The 16,088-nt window shown below is 68.6% G+C and carries 19 protein-coding genes and 1 pseudogene; 10 read left to right on the top strand and 10 right to left on the bottom strand.

Going from position 1 to position 16,088, the window contains the following annotated elements:
- Window positions 1-221 precede the first annotated feature (221 nt).
- The 5 genes from PV363_RS08135 (at window position 222) to PV363_RS08115 (ending at window position 3,847) form a co-directional block, all read left to right on the top strand.
- Window positions 222-1,019: an NAD(P)H-dependent oxidoreductase gene (locus PV363_RS08135; protein ID WP_220341792.1), complete on the top strand. Its 798-nt coding sequence runs from the start codon at window positions 222-224 to the stop codon at window positions 1,017-1,019.
- Between the two features lie 85 nt (window positions 1,020-1,104).
- Window positions 1,105-1,527, top strand: coding sequence for a PPOX class F420-dependent oxidoreductase (locus PV363_RS08130; RefSeq protein ID WP_220365077.1), 423 nt, complete (start codon window positions 1,105-1,107; stop codon window positions 1,525-1,527).
- Window positions 1,528-1,574: 47 nt separating this feature from the next.
- Window positions 1,575-2,261 (top strand): hypothetical protein, encoded by a 687-nt coding sequence (locus tag PV363_RS08125; protein ID WP_220345167.1) that lies wholly within the window; start codon window positions 1,575-1,577, stop codon window positions 2,259-2,261.
- Window positions 2,262-2,312: 51 nt separating this feature from the next.
- A complete protein-coding gene (locus tag PV363_RS08120; protein ID WP_301022091.1) occupies window positions 2,313-3,221 on the top strand; it encodes an NAD(P)-dependent oxidoreductase in 909 nt (302 codons plus the stop codon).
- Window positions 3,222-3,292: 71 nt separating this feature from the next.
- Window positions 3,293-3,847, top strand: coding sequence for a TetR/AcrR family transcriptional regulator (locus PV363_RS08115; RefSeq protein ID WP_220341796.1), 555 nt, complete (start codon window positions 3,293-3,295; stop codon window positions 3,845-3,847).
- 20 nt (window positions 3,848-3,867) lie between these two features.
- Here PV363_RS08115 and PV363_RS08110 read toward each other — a convergent pair whose 3' ends face one another.
- The 3 genes from PV363_RS08110 to PV363_RS08100 all read right to left on the bottom strand — a co-directional run bounded on the left by PV363_RS08110 (window position 3,868) and on the right by PV363_RS08100 (window position 6,585).
- Window positions 3,868-4,719, bottom strand: a complete 852-nt coding sequence (locus tag PV363_RS08110) for an alpha/beta hydrolase (protein WP_301022090.1) — start codon at window positions 4,717-4,719, stop codon at window positions 3,868-3,870.
- 125 nt (window positions 4,720-4,844) lie between these two features.
- On the bottom strand, window positions 4,845-5,699 hold the full coding sequence (locus PV363_RS08105) for an alpha/beta hydrolase (RefSeq protein ID WP_220345169.1): 855 nt from the start codon (window positions 5,697-5,699) through the stop codon (window positions 4,845-4,847).
- 52 nt (window positions 5,700-5,751) lie between these two features.
- Window positions 5,752-6,585, bottom strand: coding sequence for an alpha/beta hydrolase (locus PV363_RS08100; protein WP_301022089.1), 834 nt, complete (start codon window positions 6,583-6,585; stop codon window positions 5,752-5,754).
- 123 nt (window positions 6,586-6,708) lie between these two features.
- Between PV363_RS08100 and PV363_RS08095 the strand changes: the two genes are divergently transcribed.
- Together PV363_RS08095 and PV363_RS08090 are read left to right on the top strand one after the other, a co-directional pair.
- Window positions 6,709-7,260: a helix-turn-helix domain-containing protein gene (locus PV363_RS08095; RefSeq protein WP_220341800.1), complete on the top strand. Its 552-nt coding sequence runs from the start codon at window positions 6,709-6,711 to the stop codon at window positions 7,258-7,260.
- 104 nt (window positions 7,261-7,364) lie between these two features.
- Window positions 7,365-8,060 carry a lysophospholipid acyltransferase family protein gene (locus PV363_RS08090; RefSeq protein WP_220345171.1) on the top strand — a complete coding sequence of 232 codons (696 nt, stop codon included), beginning with the start codon at window positions 7,365-7,367 and terminating at the stop codon, window positions 8,058-8,060.
- A 26-nt stretch (window positions 8,061-8,086) separates the two neighbouring features.
- Here the strand turns inward: PV363_RS08090 and PV363_RS08085 are convergent, their stop codons facing one another.
- From PV363_RS08085 to PV363_RS08065, 5 genes are all read right to left on the bottom strand, one after another.
- Window positions 8,087-9,466 (bottom strand): MFS transporter, encoded by a 1,380-nt coding sequence (locus tag PV363_RS08085; RefSeq protein ID WP_301022087.1) that lies wholly within the window; start codon window positions 9,464-9,466, stop codon window positions 8,087-8,089.
- 92 nt (window positions 9,467-9,558) lie between these two features.
- A complete protein-coding gene (locus tag PV363_RS08080) occupies window positions 9,559-11,310 on the bottom strand; it encodes an AMP-binding protein (protein ID WP_301022086.1) in 1,752 nt (583 codons plus the stop codon).
- A 47-nt stretch (window positions 11,311-11,357) separates the two neighbouring features.
- Window positions 11,358-11,960 (bottom strand): TetR/AcrR family transcriptional regulator, encoded by a 603-nt coding sequence (locus tag PV363_RS08075; protein WP_220345173.1) that lies wholly within the window; start codon window positions 11,958-11,960, stop codon window positions 11,358-11,360.
- A 58-nt stretch (window positions 11,961-12,018) separates the two neighbouring features.
- Window positions 12,019-12,402, bottom strand: coding sequence for a hypothetical protein (locus PV363_RS08070; protein ID WP_220341804.1), 384 nt, complete (start codon window positions 12,400-12,402; stop codon window positions 12,019-12,021).
- Window positions 12,403-12,508: 106 nt separating this feature from the next.
- Window positions 12,509-12,922, bottom strand: coding sequence for a MarR family transcriptional regulator (locus PV363_RS08065; RefSeq protein WP_220365073.1), 414 nt, complete (start codon window positions 12,920-12,922; stop codon window positions 12,509-12,511).
- 113 nt (window positions 12,923-13,035) lie between these two features.
- Here PV363_RS08065 and PV363_RS08060 point away from each other — a divergent pair, with 113 nt between their 5' ends.
- Window positions 13,036-13,728 (top strand): hypothetical protein, encoded by a 693-nt coding sequence (locus PV363_RS08060; protein ID WP_301022085.1) that lies wholly within the window; start codon window positions 13,036-13,038, stop codon window positions 13,726-13,728.
- 91 nt (window positions 13,729-13,819) lie between these two features.
- The gene (locus tag PV363_RS08055) at window positions 13,820-14,482 is read left to right on the top strand and encodes a hypothetical protein (RefSeq protein WP_301022084.1); all 663 of its coding nucleotides are present in this window, start codon (window positions 13,820-13,822) and stop codon (window positions 14,480-14,482) included.
- Here the strand turns inward: PV363_RS08055 and PV363_RS08050 are convergent.
- Both PV363_RS08050 and PV363_RS17950 read right to left on the bottom strand, forming a co-directional pair.
- Window positions 14,479-15,012, bottom strand: a complete 534-nt coding sequence (locus tag PV363_RS08050) for a GNAT family N-acetyltransferase (RefSeq protein WP_301022083.1) — start codon at window positions 15,010-15,012, stop codon at window positions 14,479-14,481. The two genes, PV363_RS08055 and PV363_RS08050, sit on opposite strands and share 4 nt — an antisense overlap.
- A 220-nt stretch (window positions 15,013-15,232) precedes the next feature.
- Window positions 15,233-15,541 carry an alpha/beta fold hydrolase gene (locus PV363_RS17950; RefSeq protein ID WP_366525460.1) on the bottom strand — a complete coding sequence of 103 codons (309 nt, stop codon included), beginning with the start codon at window positions 15,539-15,541 and terminating at the stop codon, window positions 15,233-15,235.
- Window positions 15,542-15,724: 183 nt separating this feature from the next.
- On the opposite strand from PV363_RS17950, the pseudogene PV363_RS08045 reads away from it, so the two are divergent.
- Window positions 15,725-16,088, top strand: a pseudogene (locus PV363_RS08045) (5,10-methylenetetrahydrofolate reductase); the annotation flags it as partial.

Below are 16,088 nucleotides of genomic sequence, written 5' to 3'. Positions count from 1 at the left end.
GGGGGCATCGGCGTGTCGGTGGCCACGGGCGGTCGTTGGTCATGGGGCTCCCCTCGGGCCGGACCAGGAGGGCCGACGGAAACGAAGGTATGCCTTCCACCGCCCACGTGCGTCCGTCATGCACCGGACAGATCAGATGGAGCGTGGCCTCGAGTCACGGTGGAACCGGTCAGATGATCGTCTATCCTATATTTTCCGATTGAGCGGTGGCAGGAGAAGACATGAGGGTAGGCGTGGTGCTCGGCACCGGACACGGCGAGAAGGGCACGACCGGCATGGTGGTCGACGCCCTGATCGTGCGGATGCGCGAGCGCGTCGAGATCGAGGTCGACGTCATCTGCACCGACGATCTCGTACTCGGACCGAGCTGTCCCGCGTGCCTCGCCTGCATGACCGCGGGCGAACAGGCGTGCCCGAACGCCGACAACGCCTCGCCGGCCCGGGAGCTGATGGATGCTGCGGACCTCGTCATCTTCGCGACCGCGGTCCACAGCTTCACGCTCTCCGCGACCATGAAGCGGTTCGTCGACCACTTCGCCTACCTGATCCACCGCCCACGCTACTTCGGGACCCCGGCCATCCTCGTCTCGACCGCCGCGGGCGCCGGTCACGATGCCGCTCTCGGCTACCTGACGACCGCCATCCGCCGGTGGGGGTTCCACACGGTGGGCCAGCTCGGCGTGAACGGTCCGGGCCTCGCCAAGGCGCCGTACCGCGCAAAGGTGGACCGCGCGCTCGACGAGCTCGCGGCGACCGCCGTACGGGCCGTGCACGACGGCGGGGAGCCCGCACCGACGACCTCCGACCTGATCGGCTTCCGCGTCGCCCGCCTGCTGGTCGAGTCCGGCCGCAGCGACGGCCCGGTCGACGCGGCGTACTGGGACGAGCGCGGCTGGTTCGAGGCGGACTGGTTCACGGGCGCCAAGGTCGGGCGAGTCCGCAACGCCGTCGCGGCGCTCGTCGAGCGACGCATCCGCACCGGCATCGAGAACGGCTCTGCCAAGCCGTACACGGGTTGACAGAGCGGCCCACGACGCCGTGACGGCTGACCGCCTGCCGCGTAACGTGACGGGAGACGTCCGCCGCCCGCGAAGGAGATCGTCCGTGTCGAAGCCACCGCTGCCCGATGAGGCCATCGCGCTCCTGCGCCGTCCGAACCCCTGCGTGATCGCCACCGTCCGCCAGGACGGGTCCCCGGTCACGACGGCCACCTGGTACCTGTGGGACGACGGCCGCATCCTCGTCAACATGGACGAGGGCCGAGTCCGGTTGAAGCATCTGCGCCGCGAGCCGCGAGTCAGCCTCACGATGCTCGCCGAGGACGGGTGGGCCACCCACGTCACGGTGATGGGCCGGGTCGTCGAGATGCACGACGACGAAGGGCTCGTCGACATCGACCGCCTGTCGACGCACTACACGGGTCGCGCGTACCCCACCAGAGACCGCCGGCGGGTCAGCGCCTGGATCGAGATCGAGCGCTGGCACGGCTGGGGCGCGCTCAAGGACAACGACCAGGCGAGCGGTTGAACAAACCCCTCGTCGTCGTCGCGACGCGGCTCCGCTAGCGTAAGCGCATGAGTGACGTCGCCGCGATCCGGCACCCCGTTCCGGCGCTGGTCCGCCTCCTCGACGTCGCAGCCAAGGGCCTGCTGGTGCTCATGCTGGCGCTGGCCCTCGCCTTCCCGCAGTTCGGCAACCTCGAGGACAAGGGTGCGGGGCTCCGGGCGATCGCCTACCCGATGCTGGCGTTCACCATCCCGGTGATCTGGCACCTCTACTGGCGTGAGCGGGCGTCCTTCCCGTGGCTCGCCGACCTCCTCGTCACCATCACGTGCTTCACCGACATCCTCGGCAACCGGATGGACCTCTACGACACGATCGTGTGGTTCGACGACTGGATGCACTTCATGAACACCGGTCTGCTGGCAGGGGCCGTGATCCTGCTGACTCTCCCTCGTACGGCGACCCTGGGCATGACCCTCGAACGCGCGCTCGCCTTCGGGGTGACTGCCGCGGTGGTCTGGGAGCTGGCGGAGTACTTCGCGTTCATCAGCAAGTCTGCGGAGCGCCACAGCGCCTACTCGGACACGCTCGGTGACCTCACCCTCGGCACGCTGGGCGCGCTCGTCGCCGCGGCCGCCATCCACGCCGCGTGGCGCAGGGGCAGGCTGCACAAGGCGGCGCCGCAGCTCGAGGGCAAGATCGTCACTCCTGAGCTGGGCGCTCCGTCGGCTCCAGGACCCCGCCAGTCGTCGCTCTGACGACGCGTCACGCCGAAGTCTTGTGGGTACGATCCCAATCAGGGGCCCACGATGACACACCACCACACCGATCTCGCTGACCTCGACCCGTCGACGACCACAGTCACCGTTCTGGGCACGGGCATCATGGGGACGGCGATCGCCCGTCGGCTGCGGCACGCTGGGTTCCAGGTGACTGTCTGGAACCGGACGATCGAGCACGCCCGTCCACTCGCGGACGACGGGATCGGTGTAGAGCCGTCCCTCGACCGCGCCGTGGAGCGCGCCGCCGTCGTCCTCACCATGCTCGTCGACGCGGCTGCCGTCCTGGATGTCGCCGACGGCTGGTTGCCGTACGCGCCTGAGGACGCTGTCTGGATCCAGAGCGGAACCATCGGCATCGAGGGCACCGAACGCGCGCACGCGCTAGCCGAGGACCACGGCCTGCGCTTCGTCGACGCACCCGTCCTCGGCACCAAAGGCCCGGCTGAGGACGGGCGGCTCACCATCCTCGCGTCTGGTCCGGACGAGCTCGTATCCGCTCTCTCCCCCGTGTTCCAGGCGTACGGCGCCAAGACCGTCCGAGCCGGCACCCGCGCCGGTGCCGGAACGGGACTGAAGCTGGCGTGCAACACCTGGCTCGCGTGCCTCACCGCGGGGACGGCGCAGGCGATGAAGGTCGCCGACGTGCTCGGCCTGCACCCGCGTCTGTTCCTCGAGGCGATCGGCGGCTCGACCTCGGACAGTCCGTACGCCCAGTCGAAGGGTAGGGAGATCCTCGCCGGCGACTATGATCCCCAGTTCGCCACGAACGGCCTCCTCAAAGACCTACGACTCGCACAATCGGCCGTCGCCGGACAGCTCAACGAAACTCTCCTCACGACACTGACCGCGCTGTTCGACGAGACGGTGGAGCTCGGTCGAGGTGACGAGGACGTGGCGTCGGTGGCGTACGCGTTCGCTCCGGCGCTCTACCACTAGTGCGCCTCGGCGGTCTGGCGAGGCGTCGAGCAGCCGCTCCGCGGGGTCGCCATGTCTGTACCATCCGGTTCATGGCCAGTCCACGTCCGCGCGAGGAGCTCCTCGAGAAGGCGATCGCCGTCTTCGTGGCCCGCGGGGTCGGTGGCACCAGCCTGCGCACCCTCGCCGCAGAGATGGGCACCAGCCATCGAATGCTGATCTACCACTTCGGGTCCCGCGAGGATCTGCTCGCTGCGGTCGTCTCGCACCTCTGGCACAGCCAGCAGGCCGTGCTCGACGCGCTCACTGGTGCGGACCCCGCCGACCCACGTGGCAACGCCTGGCGGATGTGGGAGGTGATGGCCGCGGGCAGCGCCATCACGCCCCTCGTGTTCGAGCTGTCCGCACCCGCGATGAAGGACGCGGCGTGGACACAGTCCTTCCGTGAGGGCACGGCCGCCTGGGTGCGCCAGATCAGCGCTCACCTGGTCGCCTACGGCGAGTCCCCTGAGCGGGCAGAGGAGCTGGCGCGGGCCGGCATCGCGGTGGTGCGTGGAGCCCTCTGGGAGCTGGCGATCACCGGGGACCGGGCCGCCGCAGACCTCGCCGTGCGCACCGTGTTGGACGAGACGTGGCCAGGGCGGTGACTGCGCGCGACGATCGACACTCAGCGACCGACGGTCACCTCGGCGGTGACGAAGCGACCAAGCTCGGCGGCCAGCGCATCGGGCTGGTCGACGGGCACCAGCGTGTAGGAGTCGTCGACCTCCACCAGGCGCCCGTGATCGAACAACGCGGCCAAGCGGTGGCCGTGCTCCCGAGGCATCAGCTTGTCCTCCACGGCCCAGACCACCAGCACTGGCCCGTCGAAGGACCGAAGCCGTTGCGTCAGTCCGACGAGCTCGGCGCTCGACGGTGTGGACAGCGCGAACGCCCGCAGATCGCGACGCACGCCAGCGTCGAGCCGTGCGGGCGCGAACCAGCGGTCCATCACCGCATCCGGCACCGGCTGCTTGCTCATCCACCCCCAGGCGCCCGGAGCCCGGCGGAACCAACCGGTGCGGTGGAGCTGCATCGAGAGCCAGAGCAGACCGGGCACGCGGGCAGCGGTGGTGACCGCCTTGCCCGGTCGACCCGGCGGGAAGTTGTCGAACGCCTCGCAGGCGACGAGCGCGGCTCCGGCGATCCGCTCGTTCGGGCCATCGGCCAGGAGGAACTGGGCACCCCCCCAGTCGTTGAGCACCAGCGTCACCTGGTGCAGGTCCAGAGCCTCGAGCAGCTCCCCCACCATCGCCGCCACGCCCCGGTGAGTGACCAGATCTGTCCTCTCCATCGGACGCCGATGGCTCCCCAACGGGAGCGTCGGAGCGATACAGCGGAAGCCAGGTCCCAACGCCGCGACGACGTCGTCCCAGATGCCGCCGTCCATGGTGACCCCGTGCAGGAGCACGAGGACCGGCCCGCCACCGCCGGAGTCGGAGTAGTCGATCTCACCGGCCGAGAGTCGAAGGGTAGGCATGAAGTGCTCCTCACTGGATGTACCACCTGGTACATCGCAGTACAGCACCGGGACTGCTCCACGTCCAGGGATTTAGCAGCCGGGGCCGGCGGTCTCCGCAACCGTCGGCCCCGTCGTCGTTCGTTCTAGCGAGTCACGGCGGCCCTCTCGATGAGGTGGGCGACCTTGTGGGGCACCTCGAGCATGGAGAGGTGGTCGGCCTTGGCCTTCACCACGACACCTCCAGCCCGGTCGGCCATGGCCAGCTGTTGAGCGGGAGGGATCACCTTGTCGGTCGTGCCGACGAAGAAGTAGCTCGTGATCGTCTTCCACGCCGGCGCCCCCGAGCGCGCCTTCAGGGCACTCTCGGTCGTGATCGGCCGCTGACCGGCGGCGAGAACGGCTGCCCGGTCGCGCGACAGGCCGGCAGCGAAGATCTCGCGGAAGCGGGCCGGCTTGACGTACGCGTCGTAGTCGTCGACTCCGGCGCCGGGGAACTGGACGAAGTCGAACACGGTGCCGAGGTCCGCCGGAGGCACGTTCAGGAGAGATCCGGGCTTGGCACCCGTCAGCTCATAGGCGCTCTCTCCCTCGTCCGGGGCGAACGCGTTCACGTACACCAGCGCCTTGACCCGCGGCGTCTCTGTCGCAGCGTTCGTGATGACGCTGCCCCCGTACGAGTGACCCACCAGGACGACTGGTCCGGTGGTGTTCTGGTTGACGAACGCGGCCACGTACGCCGCGTCGGTGGCGAGGGAGCGCAGCGGGTTCGGAGCGCTCACGACCTTGTAGCCGTCTTCTTGAAGGGCAGCCGTGACGGGAGCGAAGCTCGAGGCATCCGCCCACGCGCCGTGGACGAGGACGACGGTCGGTTTGACCGGCTTCGGATGGGTCGAGGGTGCGGCGGCGGAGGTTGCAGCGGGGAGGGCGAGCCCCACCACTGCGGCCGCCGCAGCGAGGAGACCGACGACTCTGAACTTTCTGGGCGTGGCGATGGACATGATGGATTCCTTTCTTGGCGCGTCGCGCCGATGGGTGCTGACCTCGCGGACCTCAGCGTGCGAGGAAGGTCAAGAGGGCGGCGTTGAACTGCTCGGAGTGGGACACGTTGATGCCGTGCGGACCGCCGTCGATGACGACGAGCTCGCTGTCGCGTACCGCCTCCGCGGATCGGCGTCCACTGATCGAGAAGGGGACGACCTGGTCGGCATCTCCATGGACGATCAGCGTCGGGACGGCAAGCTTCTCCAGATCGGCCCGGAAGTCCGTCCGCCCGAACGCGGAGACTCCGGCCAGGGTGGCGCGGGGCGAAGCCTCGTTCGCCAGGTCGCGCCCGTACGCGCGCTGCGCCTCGCTGACGGTCAGGCCGTCGGCGTTGGAGTAGAACATCGTCAGGAAGTGGTCGACGAAGTCAGCACGGTCGGCGGCGATGCCAGCCTCGAAGTGTCCGATCGTCGCGTCGTCGAGTCCGCCGCCAGGGTTGCCTTCGGTGGCGTACAAGTACGGCGTGACAGCGCTCGCCAGGACCGCCTTGGCGACGCGGTCGGTGCCGTAGGTCCCGAGGTAGCGGGCCGCCACACCTCCACCGGCCGAGAATCCGACCAGCGTCACGTCGCTCAGGTCGAGCTGCGCCATGAGTGAGTCGAGGTCCGCTGCGGCAGTGTCGAAATCGTGCCCCTCCCAGGCCGGCGTCGACAGGCCGAAGCCACGGCGGTCGTACGTGATCGCCTGGTGCCCCGCGGCGACGAGCGGGGCGATCTGCATCTCCCAGGAGCGCCCGTTCAGGGGCCACCCATGGATGAGGACGACTGGAGCCCCCTGCCCGTGCATCTCGTAGTGGAGCTCCACGGGGGCGCCGTTCTCGTGACCCACGGTGATTCTTGCCATGTCGTCGCCTCTGACGGTGGGCGAAGAACGCGGCGCGCTCCTCGCAGTGAGTAGTTCATCGCAACTTAGTTGCGATTCACTACTCGCGCAAGTGGAAATGGACTCAGTTGCTAGAATTGACTGATGAAGCGTGAGTTCTCGACGTGGCCGTGCTCGATCGCTCGCTCGGCGGAGCTGTTCGGCGATGCGTGGACGTTGCTGATTGCGCGAGATGCGATGCAGGGCCTCACGAAGTTCGACCAGTTCCAACGGTCGCTCGGCATCGCCCGAAACACGCTGTCGGACCGCTTGGGCAAGCTCGTCGACGCGGGCGTCCTGAAGAAGGAGTTCTACCAGGACAATCCGCCGCGCTACGAGTACGTGCTGACGGAGATGGGACGTGACTTCTTCCCCGTGCTGGTGGCGATGCTGGCCTGGGGCGACCGATGGCTGGACGGCGGCGACGGCGCGCCGGTGACCCTCCACCATCATGAGCCCGACCATGCGATTGTCGGCCGGCTGGTGTGCGAGGTGTGCGGGGAGACAGTCGGACCGGATGATGTGCAGTTCTGCGTCGGTCCCGGCTATCCGGACGACTACGACGGGCCGAGGGACACCCGCGACCGACTCGCCCGTACCCCGGGTGGCAGCGGCGGACGTCCGTGGCTGCGGCAGACCGGCACCGACGGCGCCTAGCGAGCGAGAGCAACGTCACGCGCGTGGTGGGCTCTCAGGGTCAGCGGTCGCCCGCCGGACGATCTCCCCGGCATGAAAGGATCAGGCTCCCCCGAGGAGGTTGCGTGTACTGGCTCATCAAGTACGTCCTGCTGGGTCCTCTCGTGCACTGGGTCACGCGCCCGAGGCTGATCGGAAAGCTGCCCGCGGGGCCCGTCGTCTTCGCGCCGAACCATCTGAGCGAGATCGACTCACTCGTCGTGTGTGCCGCCCTCTCCCGTCGGGTGACCTTCGTCGCCAAGAGTGACTACTTTGCGCGTGGCAGTCTGCGCGGACGGCTGTACGGCACGCTGTGCCGCGTCACCGGCCAGATCCCGATCGAACGCTCGGGCGCGGGCAGCGCGGATGCTGCTCTCGAGGGGGCGCGCGGGACCTTGTGCGAGGGCGGCGTGTGGGTCATCTATCCCGAAGGCACCCGCTCGCCCGACGGTCGCCTCTACCGCGGGCGTACGGGGGCCATGCGGGTGGCGCTGTCCGTGCCCGACGCAGCCGTCGTGCCGGTCGGGCTCCGCGGCACCAGGGAGATCGACCCGCCGGGACACCGCGGCTGGCGCCGGGGCCGCACCGAGGTGCACCTCGGTGATCCGATCGACCTGAGTCCGTGGCGTCACCGAGCCGACGACCCGGAGGCGTGGCGCGAGGCCACCGATGCGTTGATGGCCGCCATCCAGAAGCTGAGCGGGCAGGAGTACGTCGACCGTCACCCGACCGCTGACGAGCTTCAGCGCCGCGACGAGACGCCTGACAGCCCGACGCCCTGACCCGCCGACGCCTGCCTGAGCCACTCTCACGACACCCTGGGAGACGGGACAAGGGATGCCAGGCACGCGGCGAGTGCGACGGCTGCGGCGAACCAGTAGCCCGAGGCGAAGGCGGCGAAGCCTGGAGTCAGGAGCGCCGCAGCCGCGACGCTCGAGATCGCGGAGACACCGGCCGCGGCTCCGAACTCGTGGAAGGTGCTGAGTGCGCCGGAGGCCACTCCCGCCTCCTCCGGTCGGACGGCGGAGAACATGCTGCCCGCCGCGGCCACGAAGGTCGCACCGATACCCAGCGCGGCCACACTGGTGGCGACGATCAGGACGGTCATCGAGAAGACCGCCGCGGCTGTGGCCAGTCCTGCGGCTGCGACGAGCAGACCCACGATCGAGACCGCGCGCACGCCCCGGCGCGGAATGATCTGCCCGGCAAGGGTCGAGCCGAGAATGGTGCCGAGAGCGACCGGCAGGAACGACAGGCCGGTCTCCAGCGCACTGAACCCATGCAGGTGCTGCAGGGCGAACGAGCCCAGGAAGAACACCGAGATCATCAGCGCCGTCGCCAGGAAGATCAACGCGAGGCCGCGCACCACCGAAGCACGGCGCAGCATGGCCGGATCGATGAGCGGCGCTGCGGCGTTGCGGATCCGCCACCCGAAGAGCGCGTATCCAGCAACGCCGGCCGCGACGGCGATCAGGGTATGAAGACTGAGCCAGCCCTGGTCCCCGGCGGCCACCAACCCGTACACCACGGCCCCGGTCGCGGCGGTGACCAGCGCGGCGCCCACGACGTCGACGCTGCCACCCGAGCCCGGCAACGGCCGCACCGATCTCACCAGGCCGACCAGCAGCACGACGCCGACAGGGATGTTGATGAGGAACACCCACGGCCAACCAGGACCAGCGGTCAGCACACCGCCGAGGAGCACCCCGATCGCCGCACCCGCTCCTCCCAGCGCCGACCACACCCCGATCGCGCGAGTCAGCTCGGCGCCGGTGAACGTTCGTACGATCACCGAGAGTGCCGCCGGAGACATCGCCGCTGCACCCAGACCCTGCAGCACCCGCGCGACCAACAGCATCTCGCCGCTGCCGGACAGCCCCGCCAGCAGAGACGCCGCCACGAAGACGCCGAGCCCGCTGAGCACCACCCGACGGGGACCGAGGACGTCGGCGGCCTTGCCACCGAGCAGCATCAACCCGCCGAACACCAACGCATAGCTGCTCGCCACCCAGGCGACGCCCGTACGGTCGAGTGCGAGATCGGCCTGCATGTCCGGCAGGGCGATCGCGACCACCGTGACATCGACGATCAGCATCAGCTGCGCCACACCCAGCAGACCCAACGTGCGCCAACGTCGCGGATCGGAAACAGCAGCGCCCTCTGTCGCCACAGCATCGGATGCATTCATCGCACAGCCCCTCACCCATAACTCAAACAGTCGCGTTCGAGTACAGTAACTCGAACACGACTGTTCGACAAGAGGGTGGATGCTCCTGAGTGCTAAGGCCCCTCGATGAGCCGCTCGCGGACGACCCGCCGCATCACCTTGCCGATCTGGGACCGCGGGAGCTCGTCGACGACGTACACCGCGCGCGGGAGGGCGTAGCGGGCGACGTACTGCTCGGCGTGGGCCTGGACCTCCTCCACCGTCGGCTCCACGGCGTCGAGCTCAAGGACGAGCACCGCGACGACCAGGTCGTCGCCACCCGAAGCTGGGAGGCCCACGATGGCGACGTCGGCCACCCCGGCGAGCGTACGGAGGTGGTCCTCCACCGGCGACGGATAGACCTTGAACCCGCCGACGATGATCATCTCCTTGACCCGGTCCACGAGGCGGACCCAGCCGGTCGCGTCCACCTCGACGACATCACCCGTACGCAGCCATCCGCCGGGCAGCAGCTGATGGGCCGTCTCCTCCGGTCGGTTCCAGTAGCCGAGGAACACCTGCGGACCGCGCACCAGCAGCTCACCGCGGCGTACGCCGTCACTGTCGGCTTCGACGACGACCGACGGGTCGTCGATGTCGACGATGCGGATGTCGGTGTTCGGGAACGGCACGCCCAGGGTGCCCGGACGCCGCGTCGGGGCGCAGGGGTTGCCGAGCGCGACCGGCGCGCACTCGGTCATCCCGTAGCCCTCGATCAGCAGCCCGCCGGTCAGCGCCTCCCACCGCTCGACGGTCTCCGCGGGGATCGGCATCGCGCCGGCGAAGGCGAGACGGATCTGCCGCAATCCTTCGGACGGCGGGTGGGGCATCGACTGCGCGGCCGTGGCGATCCGGTCGAACATCGGCGCCACACCCGCGATAAAGGTCGCGGGGCGTCGGCCCGCCGCCTTCAGTACCTCCGCCGGGTCGAAGTTCGGGAACATGACCAGCGTCGCCCCGATCTGTCCCGGGAGGTTGAGGCAGAAGGTGAGGCCGAAGGAATGGAAGAACGGCAGCACGCCGTACACCGTCTCCTCCCCCGGTCGGAACCCCACCCAGGTCTCGCCGTGCACGAGATTCGCGACCAGGTTGCGGTGCGAGAGCATGGCGGCCTTCGGGGTGCCGGTCGTTCCGCCGGTGTACTGCAGCAGCGCCAGGTCGTCACCACCGACGGATTCTGACGAAACCGCCTCAGGTTCGTCCCCAGCACCCGCCTGCCGGAGCAGGTCGTGCCAGTCCGCGACGTCAGGGGGTACGACGCCGCGCAGCGCTGCCCGCTTCTCCCGCGCTGCCGCCACGGGCAGGCGGAGCAAGAGCCGCGATCGGAGGGGCAGGTCCCGAACCATGTCCACGCTGACCACCTGGGTCAGTGGAGTCCCAGGGCGCGCCGACAGCACCGGCTCGACCGCCTTGTGCCAGACGATCGCGAACCGGGCGCCAGAGTCGATGAGCAGGTGGTGCAGCTCGTCGGCGGTGTACGTCGGGTTCAGCTCGACCGCCACAGCCCCGAGTCGCAGCACCGCGTGGTACGCGATGACGTGGGAGCTGCAGTTGGGGAGGACCAGCGCGACCCGCTCCCCTCGATCGACCCCGAGGCGGCGCAGGGCCACCATTGCCCGCCGGATCTGCTCGTCGGCCTGCGCATAGGTCAGGGACGCACCGAGGAAGTCCAGCGCGACCCGGTCAGGCCAGCGCTGGACAGCGCGCTCGAACGGGGCCGTGACCGGCTCGTCGGGGATCTCGATGCGGTCAGGCACCCCGGGCGGGTAGTGGCTGGCCCACGGCCGTTCGCTGTCTTCGTCGGTCGTACCCACGAACTCTTCCACGTCTCCATCTTCTCACCCGGACAAGGTGGAGGAGGCTCGTGGCAGGCTCAGGACAGCGCCGCAAGCGTGGTGTCACGCACCAGTACGGGGGCGTCCTCGGGGCTGATCTCGCCGCGGTGAACCGCAGCCGAGGCGCCGTGCAGGATCGCCTGGATCACGCTGATCTGCCACTCGATCGGCACGTCGTCGCGGAACTGGCCGGCCTCCCGTCCGCGCTCGAGCAGGCCGCGGACACGGGCAGCAGGCTCGTCGTGGGCGCGGCGGATCTGCTCAGGCGACAGCACCTGGGACGCGGCGACCACGACGGCGCCGAATCTGTGGGTGAGGTGCCAGGTCTCTTCCAGCAGCCTGCCGAGCGCCTCGCGGGGATCGCCGTCGAGGTCCACTCCTGCCAGTGCCTTGTCAGTGTGGACGATAGCCCGGTCGACGACCTCGCCGATCAAGGCCGCGCGGGAGTCGAAGTGACCGTAGAGCGTCACCCGCCCCACCCCGGCGGCCTTGGCGATCTCGTTGACGCTCACGTCCGGATTGACCGCCAGCAGCCGCGTGGCCGCGGCCACGATCGCTTCGATGTTGCGCACGGCGTCGGCGCGCTTGCCGCGATCGGGGGCTTCGTCCTCGACAGACGCGCTGGTCTTGGCCTGAGTCACGCCATCCACCCTTCCCCGCTGGTGCAGACACCAGTGTTCATGTTAACGGACGGGTCCCCTACGGGAGAGGCTGCACGTCCGGAGGGACGAATCCCGCTCTGGCCTCAGGTGAGAAAAGACGTGCACTCGAGTAGTAGTCCTCGAGCAGGTCGGAACGCAAGAACTGAGGGTTCCTCCGGATGAAGTCCTCAAAGTCGTCTCCCGGGTCGGAAGCAGTCTTGTCCCCCACCAGGCGTGCCCAGGCCATGGTGATCGTCTCGTGGTACTTGCCAGGGTGGCCCGTCGCTTCAGCCATGGCCTTCAACCCGGCCCTGGCAAAGCGAATCGCATCCTCCTTTCCCGCTCGTCGCGTCTGCAGGTAGACCATCCGTACGTGGTCGACGTGCGGGAAGTCGTCCAGGTCGCCCGCAGTGAATCTGTCGAGAAACTCGAGGTCGTTCATTCCATCCCCATTCCGTCCCTGCTCGACCGCCATTACTACGAGTTCGTAGTATATGCCTGCCCAGGGTCACGGGACAGCGGATTAAGCGGACGTGGGTGACTTCGGATCACTCCGCCTCTGCCAGAGCTTCAAGCACCGTCGTGCAGCCGGCAACCGCGTTCGCACCAGCACGCGCGGCCAACATCGAGTCGACCGCCCGAAAGGCCGGCCCGATGGCCTCCAGCTGACGCCGACCGGAGGAGGTGAGATGGACGAGCCGTGATCGTCGGTCCTCCGGATTGGACGATCGATAGACGTAGGCGGCCTTTTCGAGCCGGCTGACCAGGCTGGTGGCCGTGGATGCATGGATGTGCAGCGTCGACATGACGTCCGACATCGTCAAGGGACCGTCGCCCAAAGAGGCCACCAGGACCGCCTCACCCGCACTCAGATCGGTGGCAGAAAGATGAGCCTCCAAGAGGCGAGCCGCCTGGTGCCCCGCCACCAGAAGGCTGGCGGTGAGCCCGTTCGAGTTCTCCACACCGAGCCTTTCCACACAGGTGACGTCATCCTAGCGACGACCCGTCGTACGCCTTCTCAGCCGCGCTGCACGACTCCCGGCTCAGCGAACCGGTCCGACACTACGGTGGTGCCGTGAACGGCGCGACAGCATCTGCGATACCTCTGCCCGTCGTCGAGAGAGCGGGGAGAGATCGTGGTGCCGTCGCTTTTGCGTGGCTGTGGATCGCGGGGGCGCTCCTCGCGAGCGTGGCGCTGGCTCTTCTGGCGACCGTGCCAGCGTTGCCGACGACCGCCGACGCGGTCGCCCTGTGGGTCGACGACGCCAGCTTCCAGCTCACGTGGGCGGGAGAACTCCTGTTCTTCGCGACCATCGCGTGGGGAACCGGTGCCGCAGGTGCGTTCGGCGCGCACGGTCGTGGCTCGCCGCTGCGCCGCACGACCGCGCTCGTCGCACTGGGCGTGGCACTCATCGCGTTCGTGGTCGTTCTGCTTGCGCTGGGCCGTCTGGTCTATCCGGTCGCCGACATCGAGCTCGCGGTGGAGACGATCGTCCTTCTCGAAAGTGTGGTCATCGGCGCCGTACATCTGGCACTGCTTGGCCTCGGGGTTGTTGCGTTCACTCTGCCGGTGCCGGTGAGGTCGACCGGGGCACGTCGAGCCACCGTGACCGCGGGCGTCGCGCTTGGCGTGCTGTTCCTCGTCGGCTCCTACCCGTGGCTGCTGCCGATGTGGCTGAATCTCGTGGTCGCCGGCGCGGTCGGCTGCTGGGGTGCGCTCGTCGGGATCGCCGTGTTGGTGCGAGACCGCGATGCCGCCCGATCGTAGGCGGACACCCGCCGCCCATCGCGACCTCGTGCCTCTCAGGCCAAGGAGACAGGGACTGCTCCCCGGCTCGGAGAGGTGGCAGTCTCGCGCCATGGCCACCAAACACCATCGCCCACACCTTGCTCGTCGTCTCGCGCACGTCCGATGGATCGCAGGCGGTACCGGGTCGGGCAAGAGCACCCTTGCTCGAGCGCTGGCCGAGCGGTACGACGTGCTGGTCTACGACGGGGACCGCGCGGAACGGGACTACGTCGCCCGCTGCACCCCGCAGGCGACACCGAACTTCTGGGCGTTGCTGCAGGCTCCGCCGTCCCGGACGTGGAACGGGAAGAGTGCGCGAGAGGTGTTCGCGTCGATGCCGAGCCTGCACGGTGAAACCTTCGGTTTCGTCGTCGACGACTTGTTGGCGCTGCCTGCCGGACGTCCCGTCCTCGTCGACGACTTCCGGACCCTGCCCCGCGACGTCGCTCCGCTGCTCACCTGGCCCGAGCAGGCGGCGTTCCTCCTGCCCGCCCCGAAGTTCCGAGAGCAGGCGTTGCGGGATCGCTTCGCCGACGCCGCCAGAGCGCGAGCGAACTGGGGGGACAGCGACCACGACGAGGCCCTCGCCGTGCGACTGGCTCGCGACGCGCTGTGGGACGCCGAAGTCCGACGCCAGGGCGCCGAGCTCGACCTCTCGGTCCTCACTGTCGACGGCTCGCGGGACGTCGAGGACCTTGCCGACGACCTCGCGACCCGCTTCCACCTGCGCTAGGGAGGATCCGTGCACTGACTCGTGAAGGCGAGGTCGAGGCCGTCCTCGCCCTGGCAGTCCATCGACGCGTCGCGTTGCAGTCCGGCCTTCAGCGCCACGCTCTGGCTGGACTGGTTGTCGGGTCGCACCCGTGCCACGATCCTCTCCCCCGGCATCTCGTCCAGGCACCTCGACACGACGGCCGCGGCGGCCTCCGTGGCGAAGCCCTGTCCCCACACCTCCGGCACGAAGCGATAGATCAGGTTCAACACCGGACGTCCGTGGATCAGCATCCGCTTGACGCCGGCGTAGCCGATGATGCGGTCCGAACCGGACGTACGGACGCACCAGTAGCCGAAGCCGTGCTCGTCCCAGTGGTGGACCCACCGGGCCACCAGCTCAGTCGCCTCGTCGAGGTCCTCCAGCTGGTCGGACGGGTTGTGCTCAACGGTGCGTGGGTCTCCGAGGATCGCGAACACCCCCGCCGAGTCCCTCGCCACAGGTCGGGTCAACCGCAGCCGGTTGGTCCTCATCTCCTGGACACCACCCACCGCTCGATGATCCCACGCCGCACCCTGTGTGGGAGTGGCGAATCGTCGGCTCATGGGCTCGCGCCGAGTCCTGGGAACGCGTGAGGCCCGAGGATCCGTAGATCCCCGGGCCTGTCTCCGCAGTTCACAAGCCATCTCTGGCCTGAGCGGTTCGGTCGGGCTGACAGGATTTGAACCTGCGACCCCTTGGAGCCGTCAGCCACCTCGGCGACGACTCCGATCAAGTCGGAAAACCTGCGATCCCCTCGACCAGAGCCAAGGAAGCGAAGGATGCGCCGTGCAGGAGGAGTGCTCTCAACGAAACCGCACCTCCGTAGTCATGCGCGACGACGTGGGGGGATTCCACGTCCCAGTGCCGGAGTAGCTCACGGAACAGCGTGCTTTGCGTCCCAAGATCGACACGGTGAGCGGGGTTCATGGACGATTGGCCGTAGCCGGGCATGTCCCATAGGTAGACGGCGAACTCGCGGCTGAGAGCTTCAGCAAAGGGTTGCCACAAAGCCGAAGACCACGGGGTGCCATGACACATAACCACGGCCGGCCCAGATCCGAGACGGTCCCAGGCGACCGAGCGGCCCTGCCATTCGTATGTCCGCGTGAGCTGCATGCGGGAAATCTGTCACGCTTGTCAACGGCCGGGTAGGTCAGCAGCCGACCCGCACACTCGGATCGCGGCATATCAGGACGGGTCTGGCGCCGCTACCCTCGCCACGTGGATCTCGCAAAGCGAATCGAGGCCGGCAAGGGCGACTTCGTCCTCTTTGCCATCACGCCCCCGCGGCAGTCGACGCCCGCCGATCGGTTCCCGGAGATCGCCCGCGCCACCGTCGAGCGATTGGACCACCTCAATCTCGACGGATTGGTCCTGTACGACATCGACGACGAGAGCTCCCGCAACCCGTCGGAGCGCCCGTTCCCCTTCAGCCCGACGGTTGACCCCTCCGAGTACCGGTCCGACCACTTCCAGTCGTGGCGGACGCCGGTCATCGTCTACCGGGCGATTGGCAAGTATCAGCGCGAGGGTCTGCGCATCTGGCTCTCTGAGCAGGATCCCAGCCGCACGTTGACGGTGATGG

This window comes from Mumia sp. (genome assembly GCF_028803055.1).
GTDB lineage: Bacteria > Actinomycetota > Actinomycetes > Propionibacteriales > Nocardioidaceae > Mumia.
The sequence above is the reverse complement of the archived record's forward strand: the minus strand, read 5'-3'. Positions and strand labels throughout refer to the sequence as shown.